Raw genomic sequence first — 12,699 nt, 5'->3', positions numbered from 1 at the left:
TAAAGACAACTCTAAACATCAACTGGTTGGATGTTTTGTCCATCTTTTATTTTATACAAAAAACTGTTGAATTAATACACTAACTAGGTTTTTAAAGAAAGTACAAAGCTGCATTTTTATATTGATATTAGTCATTTTTAACTAGGTTCTGTGCACAAAAAAATTTAAATTATATTGAAAATAGCTAAATTGCTGTTATTTAAAAGTTGAAAAGCAATAAATAACAATGGTTTAGCAAATCAATTATCATATAAAAGGGTTGTTTTGGTTAAATATTTTAACTCCATATTTAATAATCAGAAATAAATGTAAGTTTTAGTAACTTAATATATCATATCTAGAAGTTAGATAATATATTGAAATACTAAGTAGAAAATGCCTTTAGTTGAAAACTTTTTGCAAAGGGTAAGTAGTTACTCATCACAACGTAAAGTTTATTTTGAAGACCAAGAGTATAGCTATAATCAGATTGTTACAAAAAGCTATGATTTAGCTAGGCTACTTGAATCTTATAAATATAAAAAAGTTTTCTTCAATCTTAAAAATTCACCTCTAACAATTTGTTTATATCTGGCTAGCTGGATTGCAGAAATTGAGTTAGTTGTACCAGTTAACCCTAGGCTTATAGATAAGGAGCTAGAAGGAATTTTAGAGACCAATTCTTTATTTTTAACAGATAAAGACAGTATCGAGCTGACAGAGTTTTATAAAAAGAATAATATTGAAGTTCTTATAATAGACAATGAAATAAAATTTTTGGAGAATATTACTAAAACTACAGATTTTAGTGTATTCAGCAAAGCTATAACAGCTCATGTAAGCTCAGGTACTACAGGAGCTTATAAAAAACATATGCATAACATTAATCAAATTATAGAATATGCTAAAAATAGAGCTAATGATTTAGATTTAGTAATAGATGATCATTTATTGATAGCGTTATCTATGAATCATGCGTTTGCTTTTTCATATCAACTTTTACCAACTTTAGCAATAGGGTTAGATATTACGATTATTAGAGAATTTAACCCTCAAAAGATGGCACAGATAATATCTAGATGTAAAGTAACATCTTTAGCTTTGCTACCAACTATGTATTATTTTTTACTAAAAGAAAATATCACTAAACATACACTAAGGTATTTAAGTGTAGCAGGAGATTTAGCTTCCGAAAAGTTATACAAAGCTATAAAACAAAAGTTAGGGTTACCTTTATTAAACGGTATAGGTATGACAGAGATTTTTGGTTATGGGCAAAATGTTTGCGAAAACACTAGTATAAATGAGGTTGAAATTTTTAAAGATACAGAGATTAAAATAGAAAAGTTTGAAGGTTGTACTTATGGTAAAATCTTCATTAGAAGCTTTATGTTACCAATTAACAATAAAAAAGAGTGGCTTAAAACTGGAGATATAGGTAGCTTTGATGAACAAACTAAAAAACTTACTTTCTATGGCAGGTACAAAGATATTATTATAAAGGGCGGTTCAAATATTTCCCCAGTAGAGCTAGAAAATATTATTTTAAAGTTAGCTAGTATAAAATCTTGTGTAGTTGTTGGCAAAAAAGATAAAATTTGGGGAGAGCTTGTTTGTGCTATTATAGTTAGCGAAAGTAAAATTTCTTTAGAAGAGTTAAACAAACACTTGTTAAAATATTTAGCTGAATATAAAAAAGTGGACTTATTATTAAACTTTGATCAAATACCGTTGACAAATACTGGTAAAGTAGATAGAAAAAAAATAAGGCAGATTGTAGAAAATGAATAAAGTTTTACCAGAATATGCCTTGTTTGAGGATTCTTTAACAAAAGAGTTAAGTTATTATTTTACCGAACCAGTAACAAAAATTATTGCGACTAATGAGCCATCCTTATTAGAAGCTTTTAAAGAGATGTTAACGCTACAAAAACAAGGTTTGTATTTAGCTGGTTTTGTTAGCTATGAAGCAAGCTACTATTTAAATAAAACTTTAGCACATCTAAGGTCAGATAACGATGGAATACTCCTTTATTTTGTAGCATTTAAAAAGCTTGAAAATAATATCCCTGCAAAAGAAAGTAACAAAAGTATCGACTTACTCATAGATAACCTTAGCTTTGATGACTATCAAAAAGGTTTTGTAAAAGTTCAAGATGCTTTACAAAATGGTGAAAGTTACCAAATCAATTATACAAAAAATATTAATGGAACTACTTCATTAAGTGGTTTAGAGTTATATACTTTATTAAAGAAGCAACAACCAGTTAGATACGGTGCGTATTTACCATTTCGGGATATTGAAATAATATCAATATCTCCAGAGCTATTTTTTAAAAAACAAGCTACAAAGCTAGTTGTAAGACCTATGAAAGGTACAGCAAGACTTACTGGGGATATTAACGAGGATGAAAAAGCTTATAACCAACTACTTAGTTGCTCTAAAAATAGAGCTGAAAATCTTATAATTGTAGACTTATTAAGAAATGATTTGTCAGGTATTGCCAAAACTCATACAGTAAAAGTTGATGAAGCATTTACTATAGAAAAATATAATAAGCTTTTACAAATGACTTCTGAAATTTCAGCAGATGTAGATCAGGAGATATCTTTAAAAGAAATTCTAGATAGTCTTTTTCCATGTGGATCTATAACAGGAGCACCAAAAAAGCGCACCATGGAACTTATTAAAAATATTGAAAACGACAATAGGGGTGTTTATACAGGAGCTATTGGTTACATACTGCCAAATAATGACATGTGTTTTAACGTTGCTATTAGAACTATTCAAAAGAAGGGTCAAAACTTACAATTAGGAGTAGGTGGAGGAGTTACAATATATTCTGAATGTTTTTCAGAATGGCAAGAAATGGCTACCAAAATAAACTTTATAAAACAAATCTATAAGCCTGATTTCTCATTAGTAGAGAGCATATATTTTTATAATGGATTTAGGAACCTAGAGTTACACCTACAACGTTTACAAAATACTGCCGAGAGGTTATTTTTTGATTTTTGTATTGATAATGTAGCTAAAAGTTTAAATAAATACTCTAAAAAATTAGAGGCAGATAAGGAATATAAAGTTCGTTTAGAATATTTTCATGATCAAAGCTTCAGTATTGAGGATACTGAAATCAATAATTCTAATATCATACCGGTAAAACTTAAAGTTTGTCCTGAAAGAATAGACTCTAAAAATAAATTATTTAACTATAAAACTACCCACTCATCTACGAGAGGCTTTTATACAATTATGCATGAAAAGTATGTTGGCAACTGCTCAAATACAGAGATTGTATTTTTAAATGAGTTTAACAACCTTACAGAAACAAGGTTTCACAATATAATTATAGAAACTAATGGTAAAAAATATACTCCTAAACTTAGTGATGGTGTATTAGCAGGTGTAGCTAGAAAAACACTAGTAGATAAAAAAGAGACTGAAGTTAAAAGTATTAGCTTAGAAGAATTGAAAGCAGCTGATAAGATATATCTTATCAATAGTGTCAGATGTTTAATACCAGCTTATTTAGAGTTTTGATTATGGTGCTTTTCATTGATCATTATGATTCTTTTACTAATACTATAGTCGACTATATTACTTACCTTGGTCATAAGGTCTTAGTAGTTAAAACAGATGGTGATGTACCAAATTTAGGTAGCTTTAGTCATGTTGTGATAGGACCTGGTCCAGGGCACCCAAATGAGTTAAAAAAACAATACCAAGTTATTAAATACTGCGAGCAAAATAATACTCCTTTATTAGGTATATGTTTAGGTCATCAGCTAATAGCTCAATATTATGGTTCTAAAATTATCAATGCTAAGCAAGTTTATCATGGTAAAAATTCAGTAATCAATCAACAAAACCAATCTCCACTTTATTTTAACCATCCAGAAAATTTTGAAGTTACACGTTATCATTCCCTAATAGTGGATGAGATTAAAAAACCTCTTATTACTACTGCTATAACTGAAAATAATGAAATTATGGCTTTTCAGCATGAAAGTTTAAAAATCTTTGGGGTTCAATATCATCCAGAGGCTTATTTAACAGAATATGGATTAAGTACATTAGGTAATTTTTTTAAATTATAAGCCTACTTATTTTTCCAATAAGGTTCTTTTTCTTCTTCAAACCGAGAAACTGAGTGGGAGCGATTTCTTTGATATATGTTTCTTTCTTCACCAATAAAAGATTTCCGAAGTGAATCAGAGTTATTACTTTCGTAACTACTGCTACTACTTCCATTGTTATACTTTGTAAAAACTGAAATTACGTTACGTTTTAATACACTTCCAAGGTTAAAATAATCTTCATAGCTTTTTGCTTGTTCAACAACTGACAGAATTTCTTCATAAAGGTTGGAGACTAAACTTATTGGATAATTGTCTAAGAAATATGAAAACTTGTTGTTACGAATTAGCTCAAGTGATTCATTTATGGAGTAATAGAAAAATAAAGGTGAATTAGTTTGTTTTGGGTTTGTAATATAATCTTTTATAGTTTTCTTATCTTTTATGCACTCAAGTACGGATAACACACTCTTTAAAAATGGTAGGAGCACATAATTTTTTAGGTCCTTAAAAGCACTTCGATCTTCAGTAAATGTATAGCTATAGTAAGCTGCACTTACGAACTGATCATCATAGCAATCTGATATATCTAATATTTCATCTGGAATTCCACAAGCTAAGGGTATTCCGTTTAGAACATTACTAAGTGGTGTTATTTTACTAAGGTGTTTACGGTATCTGGTTAATGTAGGAAAATCAGGATTACTATTTACCGCTTTTATAGCTGAATGAGCTTTATCTCTGTTAATCTCTCTTCTAATAGGAGAAAGTTCAGCTTCAACTTCCATTAATAGAACATTTTTAAGTTCGAATAATAGTTTATAAAAATCTCCAGTTTTTTTCTTGTATTTTTGAGATCGTGGTAGAGTATGTTGTTGAAATTGTTTTGGTTGGTTGAATAATGCTTGAGTTCCTCTATCTGTTGTATATTCTTCAATTGCTCCAGATCCATCGTAAGCGTTTATAAAAGAATCTAAAACAAAAATTACCTCATCCCTAAGCTTACAACGATTTATCTCATTTAATAATTTATTCGCTTCATTTACATGGAGGCGGTTCTTAAAAAAGTGACGTGGGTTTATGTAATCATTTATTTCTTTGTTAGCAAGTTGCTTAAATTCTTTTAAGTTCATGTTTAAAATAAATTTTTAAATTTACATATTTTAAATAAATTTTTAATTTATTTCAAGGGGAATATTTTTGCCTTAGAATATGAAATACTTTCTATTTTAATAAAGAAGAATATTATAATTGGTAATAGGCGAGTGTTTTTTGGCATTTTGTGGATAGATTTTGACTTTTAAAAAATCAAAAAGGTACAGGATATTTCCTTCTAACTTTTTCAATATCTACTAATACTTCTGCTGTTAAATTTAAATTTATAGCGTCAATGTTATTTTTAAGTTGCTCCATAGAAGTAGCCCCTATAATACTACAACTCATATATGGCTTTCTTATAGTAAAAGCTATAGCCATCTGGCAAATATCCAAATTATGTTTTTTTGCTACATCTATATATGCAGCTACTGCTTCATCATTTGTTATTAGTCTAAATTTATAACGGTCTTCTTGACCATCTAAAATTTCTGGTGACATCCTAGCACCTTTAGGTCTAGCTCCATTAAGGTATTTGCCTGTTATAATTCCTTGTTCAAGAGGGGACCATGCAAGGTAAGAAATATCCTCAAGAGCACAGCTCTCCATAACATCAGTTTCATCTCTTCTTCGGTTAAGATTGTACTCATGCTGGATACTTTGAAGGCGTGGTAAATTATGTTTTTCAGCTAATTTAATAAACTGGTTAATACCCCAAGCAGAATCATTAGATAAACCAATATATCTTATTTTACCTGCTTTTATTAGCTCCTCACATGTTTGTAAAATTTCTAAAATATTATCAACAATCTGATTTTTATTTTTATTACCAACTGGAGGCTCAAAATCCCACCAATTACCAAAATGGTAATGAGCTCTATTAGTTGGCCAGTGAAATTGGTAAAGATCAATATAATCTGTTGATAAACGTTTTAAGCTGTTATCGACAGCTGTAATTATATTTTGTTTATCAGTTTTTGGATTTTTTTCATTTCTTGCCCACTGCATAGGTGAAAATTTAGTTGCTAGAGTTACTTCTTGACGTTTTTTTGTAGCTTTAAACCAATTTCCTATAATGGTTTCTGTATCTCCATACCTGTCAGCTGTAGGTGGAATAGGGTACATCTCTGCTGTATCCCAGAAATTAACTCCTTGAGAAAGTGCATAATCCATTTGCTCAAAACCTTCAGCTTGAGTGTTTTGCCTACCCCATGTCATTGTTCCAAGGCAAATTCTACTGATATCTATGTTTGTTGATCCTAATTTTGTATATTTCATTTCTAAATTATGCAAGTTTTTTGAAAATTATAGCAAGTCTGCAGTCTTATGACTATATGTATTAATTTTTAGATAAATATGCTCTTACTATACCCAAATATTCATGAACAATTCTTTGTGTAACATAAAAATTATAAGCATTAGGTAGTATCTTAAGTTGGGTGGTAGGGTTAGATGAGGCTAGACTAATAGTTTTAATATCAAATTCATTAAAATATATTTCGGCACGTTTTAAATGTGTTGAATCAGTAATTAGGCAGTAGTTATTTTGACTATTACCAATTATTTCTTTCACAAACTTAGCATTTTGATAAGTATTTTTTGCTTGTTTTTCCAATAATAGCTCTGGTTTTGGTACTCCTAGATTATATAAATCGTCTGCATAAACTTCAGCTTCTGAAAGTTTATTATCATTAGTAACTCCACCTGTTATTATTATCGTTTGAGGATATTTGGTATAAACTTCAGCAGTCTTTAAAATCCTATCATAAGCAGCAAGACCTGGTTCTAAGTTACCATTTAAGGGTTTGGATACACTAGCACCTAGTAAAATTATACCTTTAGTATTTGAGCATATATTTATATCTGTAGGTTTGGTTTCTAGTGAACTAGCTAAAAGTTTTCCCAGTAAACCACTACCTGCTAGATAATAAACTATAACTATAAATATAAAAAAAATTCTCACGTATTTTTTTGTAAAAATACAACTAATTATTAGAATAAAAAAGAAAATACAACCTAGATCAAGTAAATCACTCATTTTTAAAGTAACCGCCAATAATTTGTGTAAAAGTTTCAGAATTTTTATTGTTTTTTCCTCGAAATGAAACACAAGTATGTTGGGCTGTTATTTTTACAGATACATCTTCTGTTTTGAGTATAAATTTAAGTGTTTCAAATATTTGAGCAGCCATTCTTTCTTGAATTTGTGGCCGTCTTGCAAAAAAATCACAAATACTATTTATGCGACATAAGCCAATAATATTATTATCTTTTGGGATAAATGAAACTTCCGCTGTTCCTTCAAATGGTACAAAGTGATGTTCACAAAAAGACATTATATTAATGTTTTTTTGTGTAAGTATACCATCATACTTAAATTCATTTTCATATAAAGCGCAAGCAGGAAAATTGCCATAGTCAAGACCATAAAAAATTTCTTGGGCAAACATTCGAGCGACTCTATGTGGGGTTTTTTCAAATTCAATAGTAGTTAGACCTAAAGCTGTTAGAATTTCTTGGTAAGCGTTTGAAATAGTTTCTATCTGCTTGGGTTTGTCTATTTTCAAGCTTCTATAGGCTTCTAGTCCCTTTGATACTAGGTACTCTTGTACTTGTAAACCTAGCTCTTTATCATATGTTGTTTTCATTAAATTCGAGCAAAATAAAAGTTCCTAAAACAATTATATTATGTAATAGCTTGTAAATAAATCTAACTAATACTTTTATAAATGATAATATAATATGACTAAATATTAAAAGGATACAAATGTCTACTAATTTTATGCAATTAGGGCTTTCAACACAGATATGTAAAGCTCTAGAAACTAAAGGCTACACAAAGCCAACACCAATTCAAGAGAAATCTATTCCTCTTATATTAAAAGATAATGACTTAATGGCAAGTGCACAAACTGGTACAGGCAAAACTGCAGCATTTACATTACCAATTATTGAAAAATTAATAAATCAGCCTAAAGCTAGACCTAATACAACTAAAGTTCTTATTCTAACACCAACGAGGGAACTAGCTGCTCAAATAGAAGATCAAGTTAGTATATATGCTGCAAATACGCATATCCGTTCTACAGTAGTATTTGGTGGTGTAAGCATAAACCCTCAAATGATGAAATTAAGAAAAGGAGTAGAAATCCTAATAGCGACACCTGGTAGATTACTAGACTTATATAGTCAAAATGCTATTAGATTTACTGACTTAAACACCTTAGTTTTGGATGAAGCTGATAGAATGCTTGATATGGGTTTTATTCATGACTTAAAAAGAATCCATAAGCTTTTGCCTAAGAAGATACAAACACTAATGTTTTCAGCTACTTTTTCCCCAGAGATAAAAGATTTAGCACAAAGTTTTTTAAATAACCCTAAATCTGTTTCTGCTGATGTTGCTAATACAACTGTAGAAAAAATAACCCAAAGTATTATAACTGTAGATAAATCACAAAAAGTTAACGCTTTGATATCCCTAATCAAAAGGGATAATTGGAATCAAGTATTAGTATTTTCACGTACAAAACATGGAGCTAATAAGATAGCTGAGAAGCTTAATGATGCAGATATAAAAGCTAGCGCTATCCATGGCAATAAAAGTCAAACTGCCAGAACAAAAGCCTTAGCAGATTTTAAATCTAATCTGATAACTGTTTTAGTGGCTACAGATATAGCAGCTAGAGGCATAGATATTCAACAGTTGCCGTACGTTATAAATCTAGATTTACCGAGTGTTGCCGAAGACTACGTACATCGTATAGGTAGAACAGCAAGGGCAGGCCAAACTGGAATAGCTATATCATTAGTAAGTGCTGATGAAGTTGAGATGCTATCAAATATCGAGCATCTAATAGGACACTTGTTACCTCGTGAAGAGCTTGAAGGTTTTGAAGCTCAACATAATGTACCTACTACAAGTATGAGTAGAAAAACAAAAGCCAAGAAAATAGATGAAGTAAAAATTATTGCAGCAAAAAGAGCAAATAAAAGTAAAAAATCATCAACTCATAACAAGGATTTCTCTAAACTAATTAGACAAAAAATCCACGCTAATAAAAGTGTAAGGGCTAGGCAAAGTTAGGAATTAAAGAAGAGCCTAAGGCACTATTTGTGGAACTTTGGGACTTTTGGCTTTTTATTTGGAAAGTCCGAACTTCTTGACTTTTCAGTGTACCTAATAGATCTTCTCGCGTTCTTTTTTCTGATAAATTGGTCAATTCAGTATCTAAATCCAAAGTTTCTTGAAACTTTCGTAGGGATTCATTTGCAAGCTTATTATCAAAAGCACCGGCCATTTGTTTATAAAACATTTGTAAACCTTCTAATATTTTAGTCATACCTGAATTATCATTGACATTTATTTTTTTAGAAAATAAAGAGTTACCCGCGAATTTTCTATATTCACCATCTTGCTTAGCAAAATTTATTATTTCGACGATTATACTGTTTGCTAGCTTATTTAATGTATCTTTATCGTTCGCATCTACTATATCGTTTTCACTTATAGCTGCGATTCTATTGTGAAAACAATTTATTCTATTAAGGCCTGTCTTTCCATGATGATGTTTTATTCCATGAAACGATTTTTGTTCATAATTATTAATATACTCATCAACCGTGTTAGTAAGCAGAAGATCTCTTAAATAATTAATTTCTGCTTTGGATTTGAACAAGCTTTCATTCTTTACGTAACTTAGGTTATTTTTTATGTTTTCATTGAAATAATTTGATGTCATATAATTTTTTTTGAATATACGATATGGTAATTCATATATTTGGCCATTAGCTATTGATATTTGACCATTAACCCCATTAACTTTTGAGTATTGTTTGTAATTATGGAAGACAATTTTATTATCGGATTGCTTATTACCATGTTTAAAATGTAATTCATCCGCTGTTTTTTTGAAAGCATATTTTCTATCTACTGTTGATATATCGTTTAATTTAAACTTATTTTTTGAACTCTTAGTTAGTTCAATAGCCTTACATGCATTATTATATGCTACGACAGAAGTCTGATTGAAATTATTTTTGTGTAATTCTTCCATCAACGATTGAGCAAAAAATTTAGGTGAAACTTCTTGCTCAATTTTGCTTACCATAAGGAAAATTTGGAGGTTGTTTTTAGATATATTAGGGATATATTTGGATAGAGTATTTACTATATCGGAAGCTTGAATATAAACATTCTCTAAGTTGTCATGACCAGGAAGTTTTATAAGTTGTTGAATACTACGTTCACTTACGCTATATGCAGAGATATAGATCCTAGAATATGGTTGAATATTTTTTAATTCTTTTGCCATTAATTCTTCTGCAATATCATAATTGCTGTGGTTCGAACTGATAGCTAGTTTTCCATTAAGAAAATCCCCGTTATAAGGAAAATTTATCCTAACAAATGGAATTTCATGATTCAGTAGAGCTTTACGTTTGTGATCGCTGTGCATTTTAATTGTATACTTACGCTCTAGGTTTTTATCTTTTTGATAAAAATAGGATTTCCTAGTTTCACTACCTGTTCCATTCATATCTCCATGAAATGATATGTATATAGCATGTTTAAATTTCATAATATTGCCTAATGTTTAACTTTGTTAATTTTAAATATTCTATAATAAATAAATAATATTTTAAATATATTATAAAAATAATTTTTAATAAAATTATATATTTTGTAATTATTTTAATATTTTGCTTAGTTTATAATACTTGTTAAATTGTAAACTTCTAGGTAACATCATGAGTCTATTTTATACGATTGTTTAATATAATTTTTATTAATTTAATTGTTGAATAAATTTAAATTAAAATATAAAATAAGTTTTGGAGATTATTTTACTTAAGTTTAGAAGCCTCATTTAAAGTAAATCTAACTAATTTATAAAAATTTCGTTTAATCGTACTAATGTTAGGAGAACCTATGGAATATAAGAAAACAAAATTACTTGGTGTACTCTTTATGAGTCTATTTTTTTCAAAATTATATGCTGGAAGTAAAGGTTCCGAATTATGCATTATTAATCAATATTCACAACCTATAACTATCAAACGAGTAGATTTTAACTCCAGTGACTGGGAAAATAAAAATACTCAAATTAGAGATAATTTTCAAGGCAAGACTGTTTTAGAAGGAGAAAGAGTTTGTTCTCACTTAGAACTAAATAAGTCGTTTTGGTCTAATGATGTCTCCGGGCCATATACAATGTATGTCGAAACAGGAAATGATGATTTATTAAAATTTTCGACAAACCAAAACTTGGCTTTTAATTCAGGACCGTTTACAAAAAGCATTTCATTAAACCAAGCTAGCGCTCCAGGTGATTCTGTTTTCTTAGTAGGATCTGAAGAAAGGCTTTCTATATATATAAGGGCAGCTAAGCCTGATAATACTAATTGGATGGAGCAGTTAATTAATCAAAACCCTAATCTACTTTTAAACCAATTAATTATGCCTGCTACTCACGATTCTGGAGTATATCAAAGCTCTATTAGATTTAGTGATAATCCAAGTATTAGCGAGGTTGTTGTAAGTTCTGTAGCACGTAAACACCCTGAGTGGTACTTTACAAACGATTTAAATATAACAGAGCAGCTTCGTGCAGGGGTTCGCTTTTTTGATGTTAGAGTGGGTATGTTTAATGGTAAAGAGATGGCGCTTTTTCACCAAAATTATGACTGGGGTCATGGTTATGGTGTTTCCTTTAATAAATTTTTAGAAGAGATGGAAAGTTTTATAACAACTGAAGGTAAAAACGAAGTTATATTTTTATATTTAGCTCACGCTGAAACGAACGAAAGTAGTTCTTCTACAATAAAGGCTACCGATAAAAAAGAAATGATATCAACTTTAAAAAGTAAACTAGATCCATATTTCTATAAACAAGAAGATGGAGATTCTCTACGTAAAGTTACTTTATCTGAATTAAAAGGTAAAATCGTGCCTTTACTAAATAAAAGGGAGCTTGGTACGTATATAGATTCAAAAGATGGTTTATGGGGGTATGTTGGTTATCCAAACATTAGTCCAGAAAATTACACCATATATGATAAATACTCAGAAACTGCATCACCTAAAACTTTAGTTACAGACCAGAATAATAAGCTAGAAAATTTCGGAGGACTAGATAATTATTATTGGTTCTTATACAGCTTTACATTAACTGGAGAAGCAGGGATTCTTGATATAAGATCATTAGCTGCTAGAGTAAGTTATATATTACCTGAGCAAATTCATAAAATGAGCCAAGCAGAGATGAAAAAAGCTAATATTGTATCTTATGACTTTGTTAACGCTTGGCAAAATAAGCAAATAATAGATTTGAATTTTGACTAAGACTAATGTAACCTGAGTTAGATATTAAGAGTTTAAGAGTTTAAGAGTTTAAGAGTTTAAGAGTTTAAGAGTTTAAGAGTTTAAATAATACAAAATTTTTTAATAGTATCTTTAAAAGTGTTTCGCAACTAGCTTTGCTAGTTATTGCGACATACTGTTTTCATGGCAGAAAAAGTATGCAAAACTGCCTAGCACTATGA

Annotated in this window: 10 protein-coding genes; 5 read left to right on the top strand and 5 right to left on the bottom strand. The window is 29.7% G+C overall.

Annotated features, from left to right (window positions below):
* Positions 1–375: 375 nt before the first annotated feature.
* The 3 genes from FRA_RS04145 to FRA_RS04135 are packed head-to-tail and all read left to right on the top strand — an operon-like array spanning position 376 to position 4,080.
* Positions 376–1,770, top strand: a complete 1,395-nt coding sequence (locus tag FRA_RS04145; protein ID WP_035719189.1) for a class I adenylate-forming enzyme family protein — start codon at positions 376–378, stop codon at positions 1,768–1,770.
* A complete protein-coding gene (locus FRA_RS04140; protein WP_035719187.1) occupies positions 1,763–3,523 on the top strand; it encodes a chorismate-binding protein in 1,761 nt (586 codons plus the stop codon). The genes FRA_RS04145 and FRA_RS04140 overlap by 8 nt, the downstream gene beginning before the upstream one ends.
* A 2-nt stretch (positions 3,524–3,525) precedes the next feature.
* Positions 3,526–4,080, top strand: coding sequence for an anthranilate synthase component II (locus tag FRA_RS04135; RefSeq protein ID WP_035719192.1), 555 nt, complete (start codon positions 3,526–3,528; stop codon positions 4,078–4,080).
* A 2-nt stretch (positions 4,081–4,082) separates the two neighbouring features.
* Here the strand turns inward: FRA_RS04135 and FRA_RS04130 are convergent, their stop codons facing one another.
* The 4 genes from FRA_RS04130 to folE all read right to left on the bottom strand — a co-directional run bounded on the left by FRA_RS04130 (position 4,083) and on the right by folE (position 7,802).
* Entirely contained in the window at positions 4,083–5,192 is a 1,110-nt protein-coding gene (locus FRA_RS04130; protein WP_035719185.1) for a hypothetical protein, read from the bottom strand.
* 175 nt (positions 5,193–5,367) lie between these two features.
* Positions 5,368–6,432: an aldo/keto reductase gene (locus FRA_RS04125; RefSeq protein ID WP_035719183.1), complete on the bottom strand. Its 1,065-nt coding sequence runs from the start codon at positions 6,430–6,432 to the stop codon at positions 5,368–5,370.
* A 61-nt stretch (positions 6,433–6,493) separates the two neighbouring features.
* On the bottom strand, positions 6,494–7,192 hold the full coding sequence (locus tag FRA_RS04120) for a YdcF family protein (RefSeq protein WP_035719181.1): 699 nt from the start codon (positions 7,190–7,192) through the stop codon (positions 6,494–6,496).
* Positions 7,185–7,802, bottom strand: a complete 618-nt coding sequence (folE, locus tag FRA_RS04115) for a GTP cyclohydrolase I FolE (protein WP_035719180.1) — start codon at positions 7,800–7,802, stop codon at positions 7,185–7,187. The genes FRA_RS04120 and folE overlap by 8 nt, the downstream gene beginning before the upstream one ends.
* Before the next feature lie 119 nt (positions 7,803–7,921).
* Here folE and FRA_RS04110 point away from each other — a divergent pair, with 119 nt between their 5' ends.
* Positions 7,922–9,241, top strand: a complete 1,320-nt coding sequence (locus FRA_RS04110) for a DEAD/DEAH box helicase (protein ID WP_035719178.1) — start codon at positions 7,922–7,924, stop codon at positions 9,239–9,241.
* Here the strand turns inward: FRA_RS04110 and FRA_RS04105 are convergent.
* Positions 9,228–10,736, bottom strand: coding sequence for a hypothetical protein (locus tag FRA_RS04105; protein ID WP_035719177.1), 1,509 nt, complete (start codon positions 10,734–10,736; stop codon positions 9,228–9,230). The genes FRA_RS04110 and FRA_RS04105 overlap by 14 nt on opposite strands.
* 350 nt (positions 10,737–11,086) lie before the next feature.
* Between FRA_RS04105 and FRA_RS04100 the strand changes: the two genes are divergently transcribed.
* A complete protein-coding gene (locus FRA_RS04100; RefSeq protein ID WP_035719175.1) occupies positions 11,087–12,499 on the top strand; it encodes a PI-PLC domain-containing protein in 1,413 nt (470 codons plus the stop codon).
* Positions 12,500–12,699 lie beyond the last annotated feature (200 nt).

It is taken from the genome of Allofrancisella heilbronnii (assembly GCF_000710735.2).
In the GTDB taxonomy this organism is placed as follows: domain Bacteria; phylum Pseudomonadota; class Gammaproteobacteria; order Francisellales; family Francisellaceae; genus Francisella; species Francisella frigidaquae.
This window is presented reverse-complemented; position numbering and strand designations above follow the sequence as displayed.

What these genes read in the sequence shown, in the direction of transcription:
- FRA_RS04135 (WP_035719192.1), top strand. Translation starts at nt 3,526, where the DNA reads ATGGTGCTTTTCATTGATCATTATGATTCTTTTACTAATACTATAGTC.
- FRA_RS04145 (WP_035719189.1), top strand. Translation starts at nt 376, where the DNA reads ATGCCTTTAGTTGAAAACTTTTTGCAAAGGGTAAGTAGTTACTCATCA.
- folE (WP_035719180.1), bottom strand. Translation starts at nt 7,802, where the DNA reads ATGAAAACAACATATGATAAAGAGCTAGGTTTACAAGTACAAGAGTAC.
- FRA_RS04110 (WP_035719178.1), top strand. Translation starts at nt 7,922, where the DNA reads ATGTCTACTAATTTTATGCAATTAGGGCTTTCAACACAGATATGTAAA.
- FRA_RS04140 (WP_035719187.1), top strand. Translation starts at nt 1,763, where the DNA reads ATGAATAAAGTTTTACCAGAATATGCCTTGTTTGAGGATTCTTTAACA.
- FRA_RS04125 (WP_035719183.1), bottom strand. Translation starts at nt 6,432, where the DNA reads ATGAAATATACAAAATTAGGATCAACAAACATAGATATCAGTAGAATT.
- FRA_RS04120 (WP_035719181.1), bottom strand. Translation starts at nt 7,192, where the DNA reads ATGAGTGATTTACTTGATCTAGGTTGTATTTTCTTTTTTATTCTAATA.
- FRA_RS04130 (WP_035719185.1), bottom strand. Translation starts at nt 5,192, where the DNA reads ATGAACTTAAAAGAATTTAAGCAACTTGCTAACAAAGAAATAAATGAT.
- FRA_RS04100 (WP_035719175.1), top strand. Translation starts at nt 11,087, where the DNA reads ATGGAATATAAGAAAACAAAATTACTTGGTGTACTCTTTATGAGTCTA.
- FRA_RS04105 (WP_035719177.1), bottom strand. Translation starts at nt 10,736, where the DNA reads ATGAAATTTAAACATGCTATATACATATCATTTCATGGAGATATGAAT.